This window comes from Streptomyces sp. SN-593, from assembly GCF_016756395.1.
In the GTDB taxonomy this organism is placed as follows: Bacteria; Actinomycetota; Actinomycetes; order Streptomycetales; family Streptomycetaceae; genus Actinacidiphila; species Actinacidiphila reveromycinica.
The window spans coordinates 6495815-6517466 of the sequence record NZ_AP018365.1 but is presented as its reverse complement, the minus strand read 5'-3'; the positions used below and the strand labels follow the sequence as shown (position 1 = coordinate 6517466).

16 protein-coding genes are annotated in these 21652 nt (G+C 74.0%); 4 read left to right on the top strand and 12 right to left on the bottom strand.

Going from position 1 to position 21652, the window contains the following annotated elements; genetic code table 11:
• Positions 1–118 precede the first annotated feature (118 nt).
• The 3 genes from RVR_RS27940 to RVR_RS27930 all read right to left on the bottom strand — a co-directional run bounded on the left by RVR_RS27940 (position 119) and on the right by RVR_RS27930 (position 4475).
• Complete coding sequence (locus RVR_RS27940; RefSeq protein ID WP_430393250.1) at positions 119–928, bottom strand: GNAT family N-acetyltransferase; 810 nt, start codon at positions 926–928, stop codon at positions 119–121.
• Complete coding sequence (locus RVR_RS27935; protein ID WP_202236650.1) at positions 925–2748, bottom strand: IucA/IucC family protein; 1824 nt, start codon at positions 2746–2748, stop codon at positions 925–927. Before RVR_RS27935 ends, RVR_RS27940 begins: the two co-directional genes overlap by 4 nt.
• A 278-nt stretch (positions 2749–3026) precedes the next feature.
• Entirely contained in the window at positions 3027–4475 is a 1449-nt protein-coding gene (locus RVR_RS27930; protein WP_202239281.1) for a diaminobutyrate--2-oxoglutarate transaminase family protein, read from the bottom strand.
• 201 nt (positions 4476–4676) lie between these two features.
• Here RVR_RS27930 and RVR_RS27925 point away from each other — a divergent pair, with 201 nt between their 5' ends.
• Positions 4677–5849 carry a trypsin-like serine peptidase gene (locus RVR_RS27925; protein WP_202236648.1) on the top strand — a complete coding sequence of 391 codons (1173 nt, stop codon included), beginning with the start codon at positions 4677–4679 and terminating at the stop codon, positions 5847–5849.
• A gap of 112 nt (positions 5850–5961) precedes the next feature.
• On the opposite strand, the gene hflX is transcribed toward RVR_RS27925, so the two are convergent.
• The 5 genes from hflX to miaA all read right to left on the bottom strand — a co-directional run bounded on the left by hflX (position 5962) and on the right by miaA (position 12835).
• Positions 5962–7461, bottom strand: a complete 1500-nt coding sequence (hflX, locus tag RVR_RS27920; protein WP_202236647.1) for a GTPase HflX — start codon at positions 7459–7461, stop codon at positions 5962–5964.
• Between the two features lie 216 nt (positions 7462–7677).
• Entirely contained in the window at positions 7678–9909 is a 2232-nt protein-coding gene (locus RVR_RS27915) for a RelA/SpoT family protein (RefSeq protein WP_202236646.1), read from the bottom strand.
• A 197-nt stretch (positions 9910–10106) separates the two neighbouring features.
• On the bottom strand, positions 10107–11009 hold the full coding sequence (gene dapF / locus RVR_RS27910) for a diaminopimelate epimerase (protein WP_430393188.1): 903 nt from the start codon (positions 11007–11009) through the stop codon (positions 10107–10109).
• Between the two features lie 74 nt (positions 11010–11083).
• Positions 11084–11620, bottom strand: coding sequence for a hypothetical protein (locus RVR_RS27905; RefSeq protein WP_430393249.1), 537 nt, complete (start codon positions 11618–11620; stop codon positions 11084–11086).
• A 282-nt stretch (positions 11621–11902) separates the two neighbouring features.
• Positions 11903–12835: a tRNA (adenosine(37)-N6)-dimethylallyltransferase MiaA gene (gene miaA, locus RVR_RS27900; protein WP_202236644.1), complete on the bottom strand. Its 933-nt coding sequence runs from the start codon at positions 12833–12835 to the stop codon at positions 11903–11905.
• A gap of 264 nt (positions 12836–13099) precedes the next feature.
• On the opposite strand from miaA, the gene RVR_RS27895 reads away from it, so the two are divergent.
• A complete protein-coding gene (locus RVR_RS27895) occupies positions 13100–13339 on the top strand; it encodes an antitoxin (RefSeq protein WP_202236642.1) in 240 nt (79 codons plus the stop codon).
• A 176-nt stretch (positions 13340–13515) separates the two neighbouring features.
• Here RVR_RS27895 and RVR_RS27890 read toward each other — a convergent pair whose 3' ends face one another.
• The gene (locus RVR_RS27890; protein WP_202236640.1) at positions 13516–14280 is read right to left on the bottom strand and encodes a class III extradiol dioxygenase subunit B-like domain-containing protein; all 765 of its coding nucleotides are present in this window, start codon (positions 14278–14280) and stop codon (positions 13516–13518) included.
• Positions 14281–14520: 240 nt separating this feature from the next.
• On the bottom strand, positions 14521–16029 hold the full coding sequence (miaB, locus tag RVR_RS27885; RefSeq protein ID WP_202236638.1) for a tRNA (N6-isopentenyl adenosine(37)-C2)-methylthiotransferase MiaB: 1509 nt from the start codon (positions 16027–16029) through the stop codon (positions 14521–14523).
• A gap of 158 nt (positions 16030–16187) precedes the next feature.
• Between miaB and RVR_RS27880 the strand changes: the two genes are divergently transcribed.
• Complete coding sequence (locus RVR_RS27880; RefSeq protein ID WP_202236629.1) at positions 16188–17186, top strand: TAXI family TRAP transporter solute-binding subunit; 999 nt, start codon at positions 16188–16190, stop codon at positions 17184–17186.
• A 125-nt stretch (positions 17187–17311) separates the two neighbouring features.
• On the opposite strand, the gene RVR_RS27875 is transcribed toward RVR_RS27880, so the two are convergent.
• Together RVR_RS27875 and RVR_RS27870 are read right to left on the bottom strand one after the other, a co-directional pair.
• Positions 17312–18751 carry a sensor histidine kinase gene (locus RVR_RS27875; RefSeq protein ID WP_202236627.1) on the bottom strand — a complete coding sequence of 480 codons (1440 nt, stop codon included), beginning with the start codon at positions 18749–18751 and terminating at the stop codon, positions 17312–17314.
• Between the two features lie 21 nt (positions 18752–18772).
• Positions 18773–19522 carry a response regulator transcription factor gene (locus tag RVR_RS27870; RefSeq protein WP_202236607.1) on the bottom strand — a complete coding sequence of 250 codons (750 nt, stop codon included), beginning with the start codon at positions 19520–19522 and terminating at the stop codon, positions 18773–18775.
• 366 nt (positions 19523–19888) lie between these two features.
• Between RVR_RS27870 and RVR_RS27865 the strand changes: the two genes are divergently transcribed.
• On the top strand, positions 19889–21622 hold the full coding sequence (locus RVR_RS27865; RefSeq protein WP_202236605.1) for an FAD-dependent monooxygenase: 1734 nt from the start codon (positions 19889–19891) through the stop codon (positions 21620–21622).
• Positions 21623–21652 lie beyond the last annotated feature (30 nt).

Here is a 21652-nt window from a genome sequence, read left to right as displayed (position 1 = left end):
GCGGACGGGAGGGACGGGAGGGCTGCTGGTGCGGCGGCCGCCACCGGTCTGCACGACCGGCGCGGTCAGGCGCACCGGCGGGGTGGGCCGGCCACGGGGTGCGCGGTCGGCCGCGGTGTCAGAGGCTGTGGCGCAGGGCGCGGTCGCGGACCATCAGGGCGGCGCGCTTGTCCGGCAGGTCGATCTCGGCGGACAGCCGGAATCCGGCGGCCAGGAAGGCGGCCACGGACGGGGTGTTGCGCAGGTCCGGTTCCGCGATCACCCGGCCGCAGGAGGGCCGGTGGTCGAGCACCAGGTCGGCGACCGCGCGCAGCAGTGTGCCGCCCAGTCCGCGGGCACGGTCGGCGACGCCGCCGATGAGCAGGTGGACGCCGGTGTCGTGCGGCCGGGCCGGGTAGTGGCGCGCGATCGGGTCGAGGTCGGCGCGGTAGACCTCCCAGTAGCTCATCGGGGTGCCGCCGAGCACGCCCAGGCAGGGCACGCTGCGGCCGTCGGCGTCGAGTTGGGCCCGCAGGTGGTCCTCGGTGACCTGCTGCTCGCCGGCCAGCTCCCAGAACTCCGCGACTGCCGGATCGTTCATCCACCGGGTGACCAGGGCGAGGTCCCGGTCGAGGTCGACCGGGACGAGCCGGAAGGGACCGGCCGCCGTGTCGGCGGCCCGCCAGGTCGCGATGCCGTCGAGCAGCCCACCCGCGCCGCCGCCCGCCGGTCCCGCCGCCGTGCCCGCCGGCTCCGCCATGACCGCTCCTTCCGTCCCCCCCGTCCTTTCCGCTCCTTCCGCGAACAGCGCGAGGACTTCCGGGGGGAGTTTCAGGTCGAGGGTGTCCTCGGTGCTGGAGTCGGCGTTCGGCAACGGAACTCCTTCCTGTCCCGGCCGCGCGGGCGGGGCGTGGGGGCCGGTCGGCGGGGGTGCGGGGGCGCCGGTCAGCGGGCCAGCGGGTTGGGCAGGGTGACGTACACGGACTGGGTGTCGACAGGCCCGACGAGTTCGTCCATTCCGTGCAGCCGGGTCAGCAGGTTCGCCTTGCAGCGAAGGTGCGTGCTGTGCAGCAGGTGTTCGGGCAGGCTGCTGGGGCCGTTCGCCGCCCCGGTGAGGAAGCGCCGGAACGCGGCGAGCAGCACCTCCTCGTCGGCGAGCCGCTGGGCGCCGAATGCGCCGATCAGACCGAGGACGTTGTTGATGCCGAGGTAGTAGGCGAAGCGCTCGTCGGCCACCTCGTCGGCGACGAACGTGTCGCTGTGGGCGCCGATGCCGGGCAGTTGTCGCTCCAGCGCGTCGCGGTGCGACTCGCGGAAGTAGTAGCCCTGGTTGTCGCGGTAGTGTCCGCCGCTCGGCCAGCCGTCGGCGTCCAGCAGCACGAGCGTGTTCTGCTGGTGCGCCTCCAGGGCGATGCCCGCCTCGCCGTCCAGCCACAGAACCGGCCGGACCACCTCGTCGAGGTAGCGCAGGAACCACTCGGTGGCCACCGCGGTCCCCGGTCGGCCGCTGCGCTCGGACAGGCGGCCGACCAGCACCGCGAGCCGGGAGGCCAGTGCCGGTGCGGGCAGACCCGGCCAGGGGCGCGGCGAGGTCAGCCCGGCCACGCAGTGCGCCTGGGCGCCGGGGTCGAACGGGCTGTGCCGCAGGGCGACGTCCAGTCCGGTCACCGGGTGGCCGTCCCGGTCGTCCACGCCGAGCCAGGCCGGGTCGCGGACGATGTCGAACCGGGGGTGTGCCTCGGACCAGCGGGTGGCCAGGCCGCTGCGCAGCAGCCGGTGCACCTCGGTACCGCGCTGCAACTCCTTGCGGAGGTTCTCCCGTCGGGAGTTGGTGATCCGCAGGGCCAGCGACAGCTTCAGCATGACCTGTGCGCCCGGCCGGTAGACGGTGCGCACCGACGATGTGGGGTGCCACACGTCCCCCAGGGGGCCGAGGTCGTGCAGCAGCCCCGCGTCGAACAGCGCGCGCACGGCGGGCCGGTGCCGCACCTCGCGGGCCTGCCACGGGTGCAGCGGCAGCGGCGCGGTCCCCGCCGGCAGCGCGAGGTCGGGCCCGGCCAGCACGGTGAGCAGGTCGGGCGCGGGGACCGGGCGGCCGCGTTCGGTCCACGCCGACTCGGTGGCGAGCAGCGACCGGTCGACGGCGAACCAGTGCAGCGGGAAGGCGCCGCGCAACTCGGGAGAGTAGGCGGCCGCCTCCGCGTCTCCCAGGCCGTCGCGGCTCTTGGGCGTGGGGTGGAGCGGGTGGCCCAGGATCAGGGCCTGCTCGGAGTCGAGGAAGGGCAGTTCGGGGTCGCTAGCCCCGGGGTCCTCGCGGCGTTCGGTCACGAAGACGGCGGTCCGCCGTACCGAGTCCGCCACCCTGGCGACCAGGTCGGCGCCCTCCTCCGGGTCGGCGCCGCTCTCCCGGGACAGCAGCGCGGCCAGTTCGACCGCGGACAGCGGCCGGTGGTCGGCGGTGGAGAGCCGGGCGGGTCCGAAGCGGTGGTGCCCGGTGGACGACCAGTGGTGGACGACCGCGCCGACCGTGGCGCCGGCCGCCGGCAGCGGCACCCGCAGCAGCCCGTCGGCCGGCTGCGCCAGGCCCTTCTCGCGGGTCCAGCAGCGCAGCAGCGCCTCGGTGCCGGCCGCGTCGGCCACGGCGTAGGGCTCGTCGCGCGCCAGTGGGTCGGGCCCGGTCGCGCCCCAGTGGGTGCGTGCCCGCTGCGGGGGCACGGATGCGGCGCTGTCGTGGCGGTCGGTGCCGGCGGGGTCCACGGGTGCGGTCATGCCAGGGGCCTCACTTGTCGGTACGGCGGTGCGGCGGTACGGCGGTGGTGTACGGCAGCGGCGACACGCCCCGGTGGGGCGGTGCACCCCGGTACGGCTGTGCCGGGCGCCGGAGCGGCGCCACGGCGCGGCGCGCGGTGGCGTGGCACAGGGGGGGCACCCTGCGGACGCGCCTTGCCGGAGTTGTCGGGTCGTGAAGTGGTCCGGTGCGATCGGGCAGGGCGGTGGGCACGGCGCCGCAGAGCGGCGGATTGATGTGATCATACTGTGACCGGCCCTCATGAGGTGCCCGTATGCGGGGCGTTGGGCCGCGGAACCCCGGCTCCCGCGCCGCGGCGGCCGGCCCCGCCGGTGCCGCCGGCTCCGGGCGCCTCGGCGGCGGCGACGGCGTCGGCGAGCCGTTCCAGCACGGCTTCGGCCTGCTCGTCGGTGATCGTCAGCGGTGGCAGCAGCCGTACGACGCTGGAGTGTCGGCCGCCCAGTTCGAGGATCAGGCCGCGGCGCAGGGCCTCCTGCTGGACGCGCGCGGCGAGGCGCGGGGCGGCGGGCAGCGTTCCCCGGTCGTCGGGGTCGGCCGTGGTGTCCACGAGTTCGACACCGATCATCAGACCGCGACCGCGCACGTCGCCGACGCAGGCGTGGTGTCCGGCCAGCGCGCGCAGCCGGCGCAGCATGCGCGAGCCGACCTCCTCGGCACGCGCGGGCAGTGCGTTGCGCGCCACGTAGCGGATCGTGGCGGCGCCCGCGGCCATGGCGAGCTGGTTGCCCCGGAAGGTGCCGGCGTGCGCGCCCGGGTGCCAGGTGTCCAGTTCCTCGCGGTAGACGATCACGGCGAGCGGGAGGCTGCCGCCGATGGCCTTGGACAGCACCATCACGTCGGGCACGATCCCGCTGCGCTCGACCGCCCAGAACGTGCCGGTGCGGCCGACGCCGGACTGCACCTCGTCGGCGATCAGCGGGATGCCGCGGTCCGCGGTGATCTCCCGCATCCGGCGCAGCCAGCTGTCGGGGGCCGGGATGACACCGCCCTCGCCCTGTACCGGCTCCAGTAGCATCGCCGCAGGGTGCTGCACGCCGCCCTTGGGGTCGTCGACCAGCGCGGCGGTCAGCCGCGCGGACAGTTCGGCGCCCTGCTCGCCCCCGGTCCCGAACGGACAGCGGTAGTCGTAGGGGTACGGCAGCCGGGTGACGCCGGCGGCCGTCTCGGTCGTGGCCCGCGCGGCGGTGTCGCCGGTGGCCGCGAGGGCCGCCGCGGTCATGCCGTGGTAGGCCCCGGAGAAGGCGAGCAGGCCGCTGCGACCGGTGGCGATCCGGGAGAGCTTGATGGCCGCCTCGACCGCGTCGGTGCCGGCCGGGCCGCAGAACTGGATGCGCCCGCGGTCGGCGAGTTCGGGCGGCAGCGTCTCGAACAGGGCGGTGGTGAAGTCGTCCTTCACCGGTGTCGCGAGGTCCAGGACGTGCAGCGGCGCGCCGGAGTCCAGCACCCGCCTGACCGCCTCCAGGACGACCGGGTGGTTGTGGCCGAGCGCCAGGGTGCCCGCTCCCGACAGGCAGTCCAGGTAGCGACGGCCGTCGGCGCCCTCGACGGTCATGCCGCGGGCCCGGACCGGCACCACGGGCAGCGACCTCGCGTACGTGCGCGCCGCGGACTCGCGCTGCGCCTGTCTGCGCAGGATCGCCTCCCCCGAGTCGAAGTCTTCGGCGGGTGCCGTGAGTTGTTCCGGCACGCTCGAAGTGGCCGCCACGTGTGCTCTCCTCCTGCTCGGCGATCCGTCCCTCTGTCCCCCGGATGTACTAACGACGCGGTCACCGACCGATCACGGGCCGCCACCGGACTTTCCTGCGCGGAACCACCCGCGAACACGGAACCGTCCATGATTCAGGCAGCACACGACCCACGAACGCACGACCCAGGAGGACTTGCGTCCATGCCATCCATACGCAGGCCGCTGATCGCCGCGGCGGCCGCTGTACTGCTCGCGGGCGCGGTCACCGCGTGCGGGACATCCGGGAGCGACACCGATGCCAAGGCGACGGAGAAGCCGAGCGCCACGGCCGCGGGTAAGAAGCTGCCGAAACTGCCCACGTCGCTGCCGAAGAGCCTGAACGACCTGAAGAAGTGGGAGCAGGCGTACAAGGACGGCGCGTGGAAGGACTGGGACACGTCCTCCTGGCTGCGCAAGGCACAGGACTTCGTGAACCCGGTGATCGACGGCCTGTGGAGCGACGACCGCATGAAGGGCGCCGACCAGGACGACAAGCAGGTGCCCGCGGACGTGCCCGCCGACCAGGGGAAGACCGATCCGGCACCCGCGCCCGAGACGGCAGCCAGGGTCGCGGCGCCCTACCACGGCAGCGCGCCGGCCGTCGGCAAACTGTTCTTCGACAGTCCGAAGGGGCCGATGGTCTGCTCGGCGACGGTGGTGGACGATCCTGCGCACCCGGGCAAGTCGAACCTGGTGTGGACGGCCGGGCACTGCGTGCACGCGGGCAAGAGCGGCGGCTGGTACCGCAACATCGCGTTCGTGCCCGACTACAACGACGGGGGCGAGAGCGCGGCCGCGCTGGCACACGTAAGCCTGGACGAGCTCGCGCCGTACGGCGTGTGGTGGGCGGACTGGGCGAGCACGTCGGACGAATGGATCAGCTCCGGTTCGGAGCAGGGCGGCGGCGGTTCGCCCTACGACTTCGCCGTGCTGCACGTGACCCCCGCCAAGAGCGCCGGCGGCGCATCGCTCCAGGAGACGGTCGGCGCGGCCATGCCGGTGTGGTTCGACGCTCCCTCGGCGACGCGGATCGGGACCGTCGGCGCCTGGGGCTACCCGGCGCAGGCGCCGTACGACGGACAGCGGATGTACTCCTGCCAGGGCACGCCGGGCAGGCTCTCGCTGCTCGCCTCGGCGCCCACGGAGTACCGGCTCGGCTGCACCATGACCGGCGGCGCCTCCGGCGGCGGGTGGTTCGCCACCATGCCGGACGGCAAGCCGGGGCTGGTCAGCAACACGTCGATCGGCCCGCTCACGGCGACGTGGCTGGCCGGCCCCCGGCTGGGCGCGGACGCGAAGAAGATCTACGACGGGGTGAGCAGGAAGTTCGGATGAACTGTCCGATGGCAACGGCGTGACAAAGGGTAAGGGCCCGCCTCCCGGGCGGGCCCTTACTGTCAACGCGGTGCCGCAACGCGGACCGCGGCCGCGCCGGGTGGCGGTCCGGTCAGCGCTGGGCGGCGAGGGTGAACGGGGCCAACTCGGCGGCCAGGTCCTCGTGGACCTGCACGCGGAGCAGGGTGCCCTCGCCGGTGTGCTCCTCGGAGAGCACCTCGCCGCCGGCGTGCACCCGGGAGACCAGCCCGCCGTGCGTGTACGGCACGAGGGCCTCGATCTCCACCTGCGGACGCGGCAGCGCCTCGTCGATCAGGGCGAGCAGCTCGTCGATGCCCTGGCCGCTGCGCGCCGACACGGCGATGGCGTGCTTCTCGGTACGCAGCAGGCGCTGGAGGACCAGCGGGTCCGCCGCGTCGGCCTTGTTGACCACGACGATCTCCGGCACCTGGAGCGCGCCCACGTCGCGGAACACCTCGCGGACGGCGGCGAGCTGCTCCTCCGGCACCGGGTGCGAGCCGTCCACCACGTGCAGGATCAGGTCCGCGTCGCCGACCTCCTCCATCGTGGACCGGAACGCCTCGACCAGGTGGTGCGGAAGGTGCCGGACGAAACCGACGGTGTCCGCGAGCGTGTAGAGGCGGCCACTGGGCGTCTCGGCCCGACGGACGGTCGGGTCCAGGGTGGCGAACAGGGCGTTCTCCACCAGGACCCCGGCGCCGGTCAGGCGGTTGAGCAGCGAGGACTTCCCCGCGTTGGTGTAGCCGGCGATGGCGACGGACGGCACCTTGTGGCGGCGTCGCTCCTGGCGCTTGAGGTCGCGGCTGGTCTTCATCTCCGCGATCTCCCGGCGCATCTTGGCCATCTTCTCGCGGATGCGCCGCCGGTCGGTCTCGATCTTGGTCTCACCGGGACCGCGGGTGGCCATGCCGCCGCCCGAGGAACCGGAGCCACCGCCGCCCATCTGCCGGGACAGCGACTGGCCCCAGCCGCGCAGCCTCGGCAGCATGTACTGCATCTGGGCGAGGGAGACCTGCGCCTTGCCCTCACGGGACTTGGCGTGCTGGGCGAAGATGTCGAGGATCAGGGCGGTGCGGTCGACCACCTTGACCTTGACGACGTCCTCGAGGTGGATGAGCTGGCCGGGGCTGAGCTCACCGTCGCAGACCACGGTGTCGGCGCCGGTCTCGACGACGATGTCCCGCAGCTCCTGCGCCTTGCCCGAGCCGATGTAGGTCGCCGGGTCCGGCTTGTCGCGCCGCTGGACCACTCCGTCGAGCACGAGGGCGCCCGCGGTCTCGGCGAGGGCCGCGAGTTCGGCGAGCGAGTTGTCCGCGTCGTCCACGGTGCCGGAGGTCCACACCCCGACGAGCACCACGCGCTCCAGGCGGAGCTGCCGGTACTCGACCTCGGTGACGTCCTCCAGCTCGGTGGAGAGTCCGGCGACCCGGCGCAGGGACGCGCGGTCGGAACGGTCGAACTGGTCGCCGTCGCGGTCCCCGTCGATCCCTTGGCTCCAGGCCGCGTCCTCTTCCATCAGGGCGTCGGCCCGAAGGCTGTCCGGGAGGCGCTGGCGGTCGTGCGGAGAAGAGGAGGAAGCGTTGGAGGTCATCGGGTCCTTCGGTCGTACGGTCAGGGTCCGGCGGCCGTGGCGGCGCCGTCACCATCGATGGTCGCACGCCGGGGCGGAAGGGTCACGTGACTTTCGCTCCGACCGCGGACGGGTTCGCCGGAACGCGGGCGCCCGAACGACCTCCGTGCAGGTTCACTCGCAGGAGTGACACCTTCGGGGAACAGCGGAAAGTCACACGCCGTTCACTCAGTGTGATCAATAACGGAGAGTGGCCACAGCAGGCCGGGCGCGGTACACGTCGTACACGCCCGGAACGGACTTCATCGCCCGCATCAGGTCCGCCAGCGCTTCGGGCGCCGGCAGTTCCACCGTGTAGGTGTGCCGCACGCGGTGCTCCTGCGGCGGCTCCACGGCGGCGGAGACGATGCCGATCCCCTGGGCCGCGATGACCTCGGTGAGGTCGGCGAGCAGCCTCGGCCGGCTGAGCGCCTCGGCGAGGACGGTGGCACGGAAGTTCCCGGCGGAGCCCCCGTCGCGCCACCGCACGGACACGGCTGCCCGGCCGGCAGCCGCCATACGGGAGCCGGCCGGGCAGCCCTCCCGGTGCACGGCGACGGTGCCGCCGCGGATCACGAATCCGGTCACGTGATCGGGCGGCACCGGCGTACAGCAGCGGGCCAGCCGCACCGCCGCGCCGGGCAGGTCGGTGACGGCGACCGGCTCGGTGTCCGGCGCGCTGTCGACGGCCGGCACGGGGCGGGCGGCGGGCGCGGCGACGGGCCGCTCCCCCCCGGGCCCGGCCGGGTGGAGGGCCAGCCAGCGGGTGATGGCGATCCGGGCGGCCGGAGTGGTGGCGTACTCCAGCCACTCGGGGTCCGGCCCTTCCGGCTCGGGCGCCGAGGCGGCGGTCTCGTCCATCAGGAGCTGGAGCGCGTCGCCGTCGCGGAGCCGGGTGCCCAGCGGGGCGAGCCTGCCGTTGACCCGCACCCCGACGCAGGCGTGGCCGGCCTCGCCGTGGACGGCGTAGGCGGCGTCCACGCAGCTCGCGCCCGCGGGCAGCCGGAAGGTGCCGGACGCGTCGCCGTCCTGGCTGGTGAAGACGGTGATCTCGCGGTCCTGGGCGAGGTCGTCGCGCAGCGCCGTCCAGAAGGTGTCCGGGTCGGGGGCCGCGCGCTGCCACTCCAGCAGTCGGGCGAGCCAGCCCGGCTGGGTGGGGTCGGGGTCGGGGTCGGCCCAGCCGTCCCCGGCGGGGCCGGTCGCCCCGGCGGCCTGCGGCGTCTCGGTGCCCTGTGCCGCCTCGGAGGCGTACGGGTTGCCGAGCGCGATCACTCCGGCTTCGGCGACGCGGTGCATCCGCTTGGTGCGCACCAGTACCTCCGCGATTCGGCCGTGCCGGTCGGCGACCGCCGTGTGGAGCGACTGGTAGAGGTTGAACTTGGGAGCGGCGATGAAGTCCTTGAACTCGGCGATCACGGGGGTGAAACAGGTATGGAGCTCACCGAGCACGGCGTAGCAGTCGGCGTCCTCGTCGACGATGACCAGCAGGCGGCCGAAGTCGCAGCCGCCCAGTTCGGTCACTCCGCGCTTGAGCATGAGGCGGTGCACGGAGACGGTGTGGCGAGGGCGGATGCGCACCTCGGCGGCGATGCCCGCGTCGCGCAGCACGCCGCGCAGGTCGTCGGCGACCACGGCGAGCGGGTCGGGCCGCGCGGCGGCGGCCTCGATCATGGCGCGGGTGCCCGCGTGCTCCTCGGGGTGGAGGATGGCGAAGACCAGGTCCTCCAGTTCGCGCTTGAGGGCCTGCACGCCGAGCCGTTCGGCCAGCGGGATGAGCACGTCGCGGGTGACCTTGGCGATCCGGGCCTGCTTCTCCGGCCGCATCACCCCGAGGGTCCGCATGTTGTGCAGCCGGTCGGCGAGCTTGATCGACATCACCCGCACGTCGTCGCCCGTCGCGACGAGCATCTTGCGGAAGGTCTCGGGTTCGGCGGCGGCGCCGTAGTCGACCTTCTCCAGCTTGGTGACGCCGTCGACGAGGTAGCTGACCTCCTCGCCGAAGCCGAGCCGGACCTGATCGAGCGTCACCTCGGTGTCCTCGACGGTGTCGTGGAGCAGAGACGCGGTCAAAGTGGTGGTCTCCGCGCCGAGTTCGGCGAGGATCAGGGTGACGGCCAGCGGGTGGGTGATGTACGGCTCGCCGCTCTTGCGGGTCTGCCCGCGGTGCGAGGACTCGGCGAGCACATAGGCGCGGCGCAGGGTCTCGACCTCTTCCCGGCCGGCCTCGGGATGGCGGGTGCGGTGGACCTTGATCAGGTGCTCGATGGCGCCGGGCAACCGGCCCCTGCTGTGCCCGTTGCTCCCGAGGAGTGCCACCCGGCCCAGGCGGCGCAGGTCGATCCGGCGCATGTCGATGCGGCGCAGCCCGCGCCGCACGATATCGGCGGCGTTGTCCGCGCTCTCCGCGTTCACCGCGTTTTCTGCGCTCATCGGGGCCTCCCGGCAGCGTGGACCGGCTGCGGGAACTCACCACGCCCCGTGGGGCCGCGCCGGTGATTGATGCTATCGAGCCCACCACGCGCGGCTGACACGCTCTCGCCGAGAGTGATCCCCATCACCCGTTCGAGGGAAGGCGTACGGGCGTGGTGACCTGATACGTCCGGTTCGCAGGGGGCGGGCCCCAGGAGTCAGCGGCCAGCCGCGAGCCAGGCGGGGTCGATGACGCCCTCGGCGAGGATGACGGCGGGTCCGGTCATCTCGATCTCGCCGTCCGCGCGTTCGGTGATCACCAGGCGGCCGCCGGGCAGGTCGACGGTGTAGGTGACCGGCTGCCCGGTGGCAGCGGGATCGAGGCCGTCCCGGCGGGCGGCGGCGACCATCACCGCGCACGCTCCGGTGCCGCAGGAGCGGGTCTCCCCCGAGCCGCGCTCGTGCACCCGCATGGCGACGTGGGCGGGGCCGCGGTCGACCACGAACTCCACGTTGGTCCCGTTCGGGTAGGCCGCGGCGGGGCTGACGGCAGGGGCGCGCAGCAGGTCACCGGCCTCGTCGAGGTCGTCGACGAAGGCCACGGCGTGCGGGTTTCCCATGCTGACGTGCACCGCGGGCCAGGTGTGGCCGTCGACCCCGACGCGGACCGCGCCGCTGGGCAGTTCGGCGGCCCCCATCATCACGGTGATGTCACCCGGTGTGCCGTCCGCGCCGTCCTTGCCGATGTGGACGTGCCGCACCCCCGCGCGGGTGGCGACGTCGAGGTCGCCTGCTCCGGCCCGTCCGGTCCGCTGGAGGTAGCGGGCGAAGACGCGGACGCCGTTGCCGCACATCTCGGCGACGCTGCCGTCGCTGTTGCGGTAGTCCATGAACCACTCGGCCTCGGAGGCGAGTGCGGCCGCCTCCGGGTGGGCGGCAGAGCGCACCACGCGCAGCAGACCGTCGGCGCCGATGCCGGCCCGCCGGTCGCACAGCCGCGCCACGTCACCGGACGACAGGTCGAGCCGGCCGTCCGGGTCGGGGAGGATCACGAAGTCGTTCTCGGTGCCGTGTCCCTTGAGGAAGGCGAGGGGGGCGTCGGCGGAGCGCGCGTCAGTCACACCTCCGATCGTACGCGGTCCGCAGGCGGGGGCATGTCGCCGCTCGCACCGGCGCTGACCTGCGCCGCGATCCGTCAGCGCAGCCGGGCGACCCGCCACACGGCCAGCAGCGCCAGCAGCACGGTCAAGGCGGCGTAGCCGGCGACGTAGCGCCAGTCCGCGCGCTCGCCCGAGCCGCGCGCGGGCAGCCCCGGCCAGGTCTGGCCGATCCGCCGTGCGGCGGCCAGGCCCCAGCCGGCCGCGCAGCAGCACAGCAGCAGGCCGAGCATCGCGACCACCGGGCCGGTGTCCCCGGACTCGAAGGCGAGCGGGAAGGCGAACATCAGCGAGCCGCCGACGGCCAGGGCGATGATCGGGGCGATCTGCCAGATCTGCAGCCTTCGCTTCGGCCGCAGCTCACGGAAGGACGCGCCGTCCTCGAGGGCGGGCAGGTGTTCGGCGGCTTCGAGCGGATCGAGGTCGTCCAGCACGCCGAGCGGCTCCAGCCGGTCGAGCCGTTCCAGGTTGTCGTATCCGTCGAGCGCCCCGACCCCGGCCAGGGGATCGCCGACGCCGTCCGGATCGGCCGGCACGTCCTGCTCGGCGGACCCGGGCGCGGCCCCGGCACGCACCGGGTCGGCGCCCTCGGCCGGATCGGCTGCCGGGAACGGAGCGTTGGCCGACTCCAGCGCGTCCAGCGGAGGACGGGAGTCCGGGATCTGACCCGGGTGGTGCTTCCGCCTGCGGCCCCTCGCGGAGCGCCCGGAATCGGTCGACGTGTCGCGCCCCGGCGGGGTGTCGCGTGGGCCGGCTGCCATCGCCACGCGCCCTCCCGTACGTCGACACAGTAGCTGGAAGCACGATGATGGCACGCCCGGAAGGCCGCTCCGGGACGCCGAGGCGTCCCGATGCCATCACGTGATCAGGCTGTGACCGCTTCTGGGAGCCTCTCCCGCCAACGCCAGCGCCTGCCCGGCGAGTTCCGTTCCCCTGGTGGTGAGCCAGTGCACACGCGGATCGCGCCGGAACCACGAGTCCTGGCGCCGCGCGAAGCGCTTGGTGGCGCGTACGGTCTCCGCGTGCGCCTCCTCCTGCGTGCAGTCGCCGGCGAACCACGCGAGCACCTGCTGGTAGCCCAGGGCGCGCGACGCCGTGCGGCCCTCGCGCAGCCCGGCCGCCTCCAGGGCGCGCACCTCGGCGACGAGGCCGTCCTGCCACATCCGGTCCACGCGCAGCGCGATCCGCTCGTCGAGCTCGGGCCGCGGGACGGCGACGCCGATCTGCACGGTGTCGTAGACGGAGTCGGGGCCGGGGAGGTTCGCGGTGAAGGGCTGTCCGGTGATCTCGACCACCTCCAGCGCGCGGACGATGCGGCGGCCGTTGCTCGGCAGGATCGCGCGGGCGGCCTCCGGGTCCACCGCGGCGAGCCGGGCGTGCAGGGCGCCTGGGCCCCGCATGTCGAGTTCGGCCTCCAGGCGGGCGCGCACGGAGGGGTCGGTGCCCGGGAAGCGGAGGTCGTCGAGGGCGGCGCGGACGTACAGCCCGGAGCCGCCGACGAGGATCGGCACCCTGCCCTCGGCGTGCAGCCGGTCGATCCCGACACGCGCGAGGCGCTGGTAGTCGGCGACGTTGGCGGCCTCGGTGACGTCCCAGATGTCGAGGAGGTGGTGCGGCACACCGCGCCGCTCCTCCTCGGTGAGCTTGGCCGTGCCGATGTCCATGCCCCGGTAGAGCTGCATCGAGTCGGCGTTGATCACCTCGCCGCCCAACTCCCGCGCCAGGAAGACGCCCAGGTCGGACTTGCCGGCCGCGGTGGGGCCGACGACGGCGATCACGCGCTTGTTCACCCTGCAAGTCTCCCAAACTCCGCGGCGCGGTACCGATCGGGTGACGACGGCACCGGTCCTGTGATGATCGCAGGTGCCCGGGCACCCGGTCGTCCACAGGGCGTGGCGGCTGGCCACGCGGAATGCGGTCCGCCCGGGTATGGTCGGACGTGAGGGGCGTCACGTGCCCCTCGATGTGCCGCTGACCTGGTCATCGCGGGTGCCGGCGCATCCCGGCCGTCCCCTGGCCGCCACTTCGAGGGGAACCCGCAGGGAAGGTGCCAGATGAGTTTCATGGACTCGCTCAAGGGCAAGATCGGCATGTCGAAGGACAAGGCCGCGGGTCTCGCCAGGCAGCACGGCGACAAGATCGGGCAGGGCCTCGACAAGGCGGCGCACACCGTCGACTCGAAGACCGGCGGCAAGTACAGCAGCCAGATCAACTCGGGCGTGGGCAAGGCGAAGGACGCCGTCAAGGGGTACGGCGAGAAGGGCCAGGACGCGAAGGGCCCCGACGCCGGCTGAGCACCGACCCGCCGGGTCCTGGTTCGGGGGGCTGCCCCGGGCCGGGACCGACGCCCCCACGGCAGGGGGTGCGTCCCAAGGACCGGACGGCCGCGGACCCCACCATCCGCGGTCAGTCCACCATCAGCGACCCGTGTACCGCCGCCCTGAGCGCGCGGGTGGGCTCGCGCGACCGGTCAGGTCCAGGTCGCGACGAAGTAGCCGACCCCGTACGGCGCCGCGTCGTACAGCAGCTCACCCGTCGGTGCGGTTCCGCGCGCGGCGCCCGCCAGCACCTGCCAGGGGGCCCGTCCCGCGGCCTGGAGCGCGTGGGCCAGTTCCGGATCGAGCCCTTCCAGGGCCGCGGCATCGGCGGCGGCGAGGGCCTCGGCCACGGCGGCGTCGAAGGGGCCCGCCCTCTCGTCGAGGTAGCCCGGCGCCTTGACCGAGCGGCACGCGCTGCCGTCGCCCATGACCAGCAGCGCGACCCGCGGCGCCGCGTCGGCCACGGCACGTCCGGCCAGCGCGCACCGCTGCTGCTCCAGTTCCTCGCCCACCCCGAGCCCCTCGACGGGCGCCGCCCGCCAGCCGCGCAGCAGCCACGCGGCCACGGCGAGGGAAGGCGGCAGGGGCACCGATGCGGCGGGCAGCAGCGCGTCGCCGCCGGACGACGACTCCGCGCCCCGTTCCTCCGCCGGCTCCGCGCCCTGCGGCTCCCCCAAAGTCACGTCGACCTCGACGCCGTAGCCGCGGAAGGATCCCGCCGCTCCGGGAGGGAAGACCCCGCGCCCCGGGCGCCGTGCGGGGCCGACGACCACCAACCGGTCGGGGCGGGCCGCGGCCAACACGCCCACCGCGTCCGCGCAGGCCGTCCGCAGGGAGTCCAACTCGGGCGCGGCACCGGCGGCGACCTCGGGCACGAGCAGCGGCGGGCAGGGGCAGACGGCGGCGGCGACCAGCATGCTCGGAACCCTACCGGCCGGTTGCCGGGCGGCCGCGCTCCCGCACGGCTTCCGGCGGACGCCCGTCAGACGCCCCGCCCTCCGGTATCCGGGACGGAAGCGCCCGGGATCACGCCTGACGGCGCACGCGCCACACTCGCCCGGACATCCTGGGACGGCCCCCGGCTGCCCTCACCGGCCCGTCACGGCCCCGGCAGGCACCCACAAGGGGGAGATCATGATCGCCCCGTTCCCCGGCCCTCAGCCGAGCGCACAGCCGCCCGTCGGTACCGCCTCGGGCGCCGGTGCGGGCGCTCCGATCGTCGGCAGGCCCAGCATGACCCCGGCGGGCTTGGCCGCAGCCGCGCCCTGCCGCCGCTCCCAGGCGTCGCCGGCGGGGGTCCGCCGGACCGACAGCGGGGGCCGCTCGGCGAGCAGGTGGTGCGGGGCGCCGTACGTGATCTCGACGGTCGCCATGTCGCCGGGCCTGATCTCCTGCTCCGGGCGGGCGAAGTGCACCAGCCGGTTGTCGGGGGCACGGCCGGACAGCCGGCGGGTGGCGTCGTCCTTGCGGCCCTCGCCCTCGGCGACCAGCACTTCGAGGGTGCGGCCGACCTGCTTCTTGTTCTCCTCCCAGGAGATCTCCTCCTGGAGCGCCACCAGGCGTTCGTAGCGCTGCTGCACGACCGCCTTGGGGATTTGGCCGTCCATCCCGGCCGCCGGAGTGCCGGGGCGCTTGCTGTACTGGAAGGTGAACGCCTGCGCGAAGCGCGCCTGCCGCACCACGTCCAGGGTCTGCTCGAAGTCCTCCTCGGTCTCGCCGGGGAAGCCCACGATGATGTCGGTGGTGATGGCGGCGTCCGGCATGGCGGCGCGCACCTTCTCGATGATGCCGAGGTAGCGGTCCTGCCGGTACGACCTGCGCATCGCCTTGAGCACCCGGTCGGATCCCGACTGGAGCGGCATGTGGAGCTGGTGCATCACGTTCGGCGTCTCGGCCATGGCGGCGATGACGTCGTCGGTGAAGTCGCGCGGGTGCGGGGAGGTGAAGCGGACCCGCTCCAGGCCCTCGACGACGCCGGTGGCCCGCAGGAGCTTGCCGAACGCCTCGCGGTCGCCGATGTCGGAGCCGTAGGCGTTGACGTTCTGCCCCAGCAGCGTCACCTCGACGACGCCCTCGGCGACCAGTGCCCCGACCTCGGCGAGCACGTCTCCAGGCCGCCGGTCCTTCTCCTTGCCGCGCAGCGCGGGCACGATGCAGAACGTGCACGTGTTGTTGCAGCCGACGGAGATCGCGACCCAGGCCGCGTACGCCGACTCGCGGCGCGAGGGCAGCGTGGAGGGGAACGTCTCCAGCGACTCGACGATCTCGACCTGCGCCTCGTCCGCGACCCTCGCCCGCTCCAGCAGCACCGGGAGCTGCCCGATGTTGTGGGTGCCGAAGACGACGTCCACCCAGGGGGCGCGACGGACGATCGTGTCGCGGTCCTTCTGCGCCAGGCAGCCGCCGACCGCGATCTGCATGCCCGGGCGAGCGGCCTTGCGCGGCACGAGCTGGCCGAGGTTGCCGTAGAGCCGGTTGTCGGCGTTCTCCCGCACCGCGCAGGTGTTGAAGACCACCACGTCCGCGCCATCGGCGCCCTCGGGTGCCCGGACGTACCCCGCGTCCTCAAGGAGGCCGGCCAGACGCTCGGAGTCGTGGACGTTCATCTGGCACCCATAGGTGCGGATCTCGTAGCTTCGCTGGAGAGCGGTGTCCTGCGCGGTCATGCACCCAGGGTAGGCGGTGCCCGCGCCGTACCCGAACCCGGTTTGCCGCTGGGCCGCGATGCCGAACCAGCGGCCGCGGGGTCCGGCATCGCGGCCCAGCGGCAAGGACACCGGTCGCGCCTTCCTTCCCGGCCGCGCGGCTGGCAGGATCGCGGGCCATGGACCTCACCCGCCTCGGCCGCCGGCTCGGCACCCGGCGTGCCCTCCAGGTCGTGCTGGCCTCGGCCTCGGCCCTGGCGCTGCTGCTGTGGTGGCTGCTGCCGACGGACGGTCCGTCGTACCCCAGGGGCCCGATCTCGCTGGCGACCGGAGTGCAGAACGGGGTCTACGAGAAGTACGGGGTACTGCTCAAGAGCGATCTGCGCACGGCTCTGCCCGGGGTGAAGGTGGACCTGGAGCACACCGAGGGCTCGGTGGAGAACATCGAGCAGGTGGCGGACGGCCGCGCCGACTTCACGATCGCCGCGGCGGACGCGGTCGCGTCCTACGACGGGCCGAACAAGAAGGACCTGCGGGCGTGCGCGCGGCTCTACGACGACTACATGCAGCTCGTGGTGCCGCGCGACTCCTCCGTGCAGTCGGCGCGGGACCTGCGCGGGCTGAGAGTGGGTGTCGGGCAGGCCGGCTCGGGGGTCAACCTGATCACCAGGCGGCTGCTGACGGCCGCGGGCCTGGACATCGACAAGGACGTCACAGCGGTGCCGGTCGGCATCGACCAGGCACCGGCCATGCTGCTCGACGGCAAACTGGACGCCTTCTTCTGGTCCGGTGGCCTGCCGACGGCGGCGGTGGGCGCGATGGCCTCCCCGACCGACCGCATCCGGCTGGTCCAACTCGGCGACCTGGTGGCCAAACTGCACTCCATGGGGCCGCAGATGCAGTACTACCGGCAGGCGATGATGCCGGCGGACGCGTACCCCAGCGCCCAGGACGGGCAGGCCATCGCCACCATCGCGGTGGCGAACCTGCTGGTGACGACGGACCACGCCGACGCCGGGCTGGTGCAGCGCCTGACCAAGGCGGTGATCGACAGCAGGGACTCGATCGGCAACGTGGTACACGCGGCGCAACTGGTGGACCTGCGGACCGCCGTCTTCACCGATCCGCTGCCCCTGCACGTGGGGGCCGAGCGCTACTACCGGTCGGTGAAACCGTAGCCGGCACGGCGGTGCGCCGTCGGCGGCCGCCCTCGGACCTCGAACCTCCTCGGCGCCCCCGCTCCCCCGGCCCGGCCCGCCTGGGCCCCGCCTCAGCCTCCGGCCCGACCCGCCTGGCCCCCGCCTCAGCCCCCGGGGCGCGCCGCTGCCACCGCCGGCGCCGTGCGCGGCACCACGAGACGCACCTCCAGGCCGTGCGGCTCCCGGCGTCCGAAGCCGATGCTGCCGCCGCCCTGGCTGAGCAGCGCCCGTGCGATGGACAGGCCCAGTCCCGAGCCGTGCACGTTCTGGTGGCGGGCGCTGCGCCAGAAGCGGTCGCCGATCCGGTCGAGTTCGTCGTCGGTCAGCCCAGGACCGCTGTCGGCGACGGCGACGGCGACCTGATCACCGTCGACCACCACCCGCACGGTGACGGAACTGCCCCCGGGGGTGAACTTGATCGCGTTGTCGATCACCGCGTCCAGGGCGCTGGACAGCGCGATCGCGTCGGCCCACCCGGTGACGTCCGCGTGCGCCGGCTCGACGAACTCCACGGCGACGCCCTCCCGGTCGCCACTCGGCCGCCAGGCGTCGGCGCGGGTCCTGGCCAGTTCCGCGATGTCGATGACCGCCAGGTGGCTGCCGGAACTCTCCGCGACGGCCAGGCCGAGGAGGTCGTCGAGCACCTGGGCGAGCCGGTGCCCCTCCTCCTTCACCGACTCGGCCTCGGTGTGGCCGTCGGGCAGTTCGAGACCGAGCAGCTCGATCCGCAGGAGCAGGGCGGACAGCGGGTTGCGCAACTGGTGGGAGGCGTCGGCGACGAAGGCGCGCTGCTGCTCCAGCACCGCCTCCACGTTATCCGCCATCTCGTTGAACGACCTGACCAGCCGCCGCAGTTCCGGCGGTCCCCCGGACGGCTGGACCCGCGACTTCATCCGGCCGGTGGCGATGTCGTGGGTGACGCGGTCCAGGGTCGCGACCGGCCGGAGCACCCAGGCGGTCAGCCGCACCGCGAACAGCACCGCGATCGCCATCGCGGCGAGTTCCCCGGCCGCCAGCAGCAGCCAGCCGTGCAGGATGCGCGAACGCAGCGCGCCGGTCGGCGAGTCGGTGACGACCACCGCGACCACGTCGCCGTCCCGCACGATCGGCGAGGCGATGGCGAGCATGCGGTGCTGCCAGGGCCACACCTGCTGCGGGTTGTGGGCGCGCCGCCCCAGCAGCGCCGCGTCGTACGCGTCGTACAGCTCCCCGCTGGAGGGGACCCGCCAGGCGTGCGGAGCCGCGGCCATCGAGGTGCGGTCCCGGTAGAAGACCCCGGCCCGGATGCCGTAGAGCTGCTCGTAGCGGTCGAGTTCGGTCACCAGGGTGTGCAGGCGCTCGTCGTCGTCCGGGTCGACGACGGCGTCCTCGTCGCGCGCGGTCACGAACTGCGCCAGCGCCGCGAACCGGGTGGTGTCGTCGATCCGGTCCACCACGACGCGCTGCTGCTGCGCCGCCGCCTGGCTGGCGGCCAGCGGGAACCCGAGCGCGAGCAGGACACCGGCCATCAGGACGATGAGCAGCGGCAGCAGTCGTGAGCGCACGGGTGTCCTCGGCTCCTGCCGTCAGCCGGCCGGCACGACGAGCCGGTAGCCGACCCCGCGCACCGTCTCGATCATGGGCGGGGTGCGCAACTTCGAGCGCAGCGAGGCGACGTGCACCTCCAGGGTGCGGCCGGTCCCCTCCCACGCGGTGCGCCACACCTCGCTGATGATCTGCTCCCGGCGGAAGACCACCCCGGGCCGCTGGGCCAGCAGCGCGAGCAGGTCGAACTCCTTGCGGGTCAGCGCCACCGGGCGGCCTTCCACGGTGACCCGCCGCGTGGACGGCTCGATCACCACCGGGCCGAGCGTCATAGGGGCGTCGTCGGCGCCGCCCGGCAGGCTCACCACGGGGCTGCCGTGCGGAGGTGTGGCCGGGCCCGCGCTCGGGACGGCCCCGGGCCGCAGCGGCGGTCGGCGCACCACCGCGTGGATGCGCGCCAGTAGTTCGCCGATGTCGTACGGCTTCACCACGTAGTCGTCCGCGCCCAGGTTGAGGCCGTGGATGCGGGACCTGACGTCGGAGCGGGCGGTGACCATGATCACCGGGGTGGCGCTGCGGCGCCGGATGCGGCTGCACACCTCGAAGCCGTCCTGGTCCGGCAGTCCCAGGTCGAGCAGCACGCAGTCGTACTCCGGGCCGCCGTCGGGCAGCAGCGCCTGGATCGCCTCCTCGCCGCTTCGGGCGTGGCGCACGTCGAAGCCGTGCTTGCCGAGCACCGCGGAGAGGGCGGAGGCGACCCTGTCGTCGTCCTCCACCAACAGCAGTCGCATGCGTCACCTCCTCCTCATCCGCACGAAACCCCACGTCGGCGCGGAGTCCACCCCTGCGCCGCCGGGTGGGTCATGGACCTGTCGACCGAATCCACGCCGATCACGACCCGCACGTCAAGGGGGTACCGGCCCACGCGGCGGACCGTTACCCACCCGGTACGCGCCGGGGACACCGAAGCCCGACGCGGGCGGCGTGAGCGGCTGCCGGGCACCACCGCGGCGTGCGCCCCGGGTGCGTCGCGTGCGCGGCCGGCGTGCGCCCCGTGAACCGTCCCGCACCGCGCCGACGTGCGACCGTCGCTTGACGCGGGCAGGCGCAGTGGGTTGCATACGCTTTGTGACCGCAACTCTTCCGGGGGCCGCTGCGTGGACCCCGTGATCGTCGCGGGGGCCGGACCCGTGGGTCTGACCCTCGCCCTCGCGCTGGCCCGTCGCGACGTGCCCGTGATCCTGCTGGACGAGGCGGAGGTGCTCGGCGGAGCCGAGGGGCTGCGGCAGGCCCGCACCTGCGTGCTCGGGCCGGAGGTCGCGGCACTCGTGGAACGCCTCGGCTACGGCGGTCTGCGGGGCGACGGCGCGACCTGGACGGGGTGGCGCACGCTGCGCCGGCGCACCGAGGTGCTGCGGTGGGACTTCGACGACGATCCGGCGGGCGCGCCGGTCCACGTGACGCAGCACCTGCTGGAGCAGGGGCTGCGGGCCGCGGTGTCGGCCAGTGGTGCGGTGCGGGTGGTGTCCGGCTGCCGGGTGGACGCGGTGGAGCAGGACGCGCACGGGGTCACGGTGCACACCAAGGGCGCCGAGGAGACGTGGTGGCGCGGCAGCCACCTGGTGGGGTGCGACGGTCCGCGGTCCACGGTCCGCAAACTGCTGGGCATCCGCTTCCCCGGCCGCACGGCGGTGGACCGGCACGCGGTGGTCACGGTACGGGCGGAGCTGCCCGAGCCCGGCGTCGCGCTGCTGCACCGCGACCCGCCGGGGGCACCGACGGGTCAGGAGATCACCGCCCGCCCGTTGCCGGAGGGGCGGTGGCGGATCGACTGGCTGCTTCCGGCACAGGGCGGCCGGCTCACCTCCGACGCCCTGGTGGAACGCCTCCGGGCCGCGCTGAGCGCTTGGTGCGGCAAGGTGGTGCCGTACGAACTGGCCGGTTCCGCCGACTACCCCGTCCACCAGCGGCTCGCGCGGACCTGGCGGGCCGGGAGGGTCTTCCTCGCCGGTGACGCGGCGCACCTGATGGGCGCGCTCGGCGCCCAGAGCGTCGAGGAGGGTCTGCGGGACGCGGAGAACCTCGCCTGGAAGCTGGCGATCGCCGTTCACGACGGCGCCTCCGGGCTCCTGCTCGACAGCTACGAGGCGGAGCGGCGGGGGGTGGTGGGGGCGCGGCTGCGCGCCACCGACCAGGCGCTTCCGCTGCTGCGGTCGAACGGCGCCTGGCAGACGGTGCGCCACACCCTGCTGTCCGGCTCGGCCCGCGGGCAGGTCGAGCTGCTGACCGACAGCTACCTCGGCCGCGGAGGGGCGGCCGCCTCGACGGTGTACGCCCGGTCGCCGCTGTCCGTTCCCGCGCCCAGGGGCGCCGGCCGGTCGGCCGGGGCGGCGTCGCTGGTGGCCGAGTGCGACACGCGGCCCGGGGAGGCGGTCGCCGACGTGGCCGTCACCGCGCTGGACGGCACGCAGGGCCGGCTGCGTGAGCGGCTCGGACACGGGCTGGTGGTGGTGCTGGTCGCGCCCGGCACCGGGGTGTGGGAGTCCCGGCACTGGCTGACCGCCGGCCTGATGCCGCGGTTGGCCTCCGCGGTGGCCGCGCTGCCCACCGCGGCGGAGCTGCTGGTCGCCGAGACCTATCCGGGGGCGACCGCGCACACGGTGCTCCTGGTACGGCCGGACGGGCACTTGGTGGCCGCGATGGTGGGCTGCCGGCCCGCCGAGCTGTACTCCTACGCGGATCTGGCCAGGGGCGGTCCGCCGACCGCGGCAGGCGGGCTGGGCGACACTGCCGACGACACCGCTCACGGCGAGGACGAGGGCGATCGGCCGGACGAGAGCCAGGGGGGCGGCGGCGCGGCCGGTCACCAGGTCAGCGGACGGACCGGCTGACCTGGCGGGAGGCGACGGTGGCGCCGGTTC

Excerpts from the sequence above, each read along its gene's own strand:
- RVR_RS27935 (WP_202236650.1), bottom strand. The coding sequence starts at position 2,748 with ATGACCGCACCCGTGGACCCCGCCGGCACCGACCGCCACGACAGCGCC.
- RVR_RS27925 (WP_202236648.1), top strand. The coding sequence starts at position 4,677 with ATGCCATCCATACGCAGGCCGCTGATCGCCGCGGCGGCCGCTGTACTG.
- hflX (WP_202236647.1), bottom strand. The coding sequence starts at position 7,461 with ATGACCTCCAACGCTTCCTCCTCTTCTCCGCACGACCGCCAGCGCCTC.
- RVR_RS27915 (WP_202236646.1), bottom strand. The coding sequence starts at position 9,909 with ATGAGCGCAGAAAACGCGGTGAACGCGGAGAGCGCGGACAACGCCGCC.
- RVR_RS27895 (WP_202236642.1), top strand. The coding sequence starts at position 13,100 with ATGAGTTTCATGGACTCGCTCAAGGGCAAGATCGGCATGTCGAAGGAC.
- RVR_RS27890 (WP_202236640.1), bottom strand. The coding sequence starts at position 14,280 with ATGCTGGTCGCCGCCGCCGTCTGCCCCTGCCCGCCGCTGCTCGTGCCC.
- miaB (WP_202236638.1), bottom strand. The coding sequence starts at position 16,029 with ATGACCGCGCAGGACACCGCTCTCCAGCGAAGCTACGAGATCCGCACC.
- RVR_RS27880 (WP_202236629.1), top strand. The coding sequence starts at position 16,188 with ATGGACCTCACCCGCCTCGGCCGCCGGCTCGGCACCCGGCGTGCCCTC.
- RVR_RS27870 (WP_202236607.1), bottom strand. The coding sequence starts at position 19,522 with ATGCGACTGCTGTTGGTGGAGGACGACGACAGGGTCGCCTCCGCCCTC.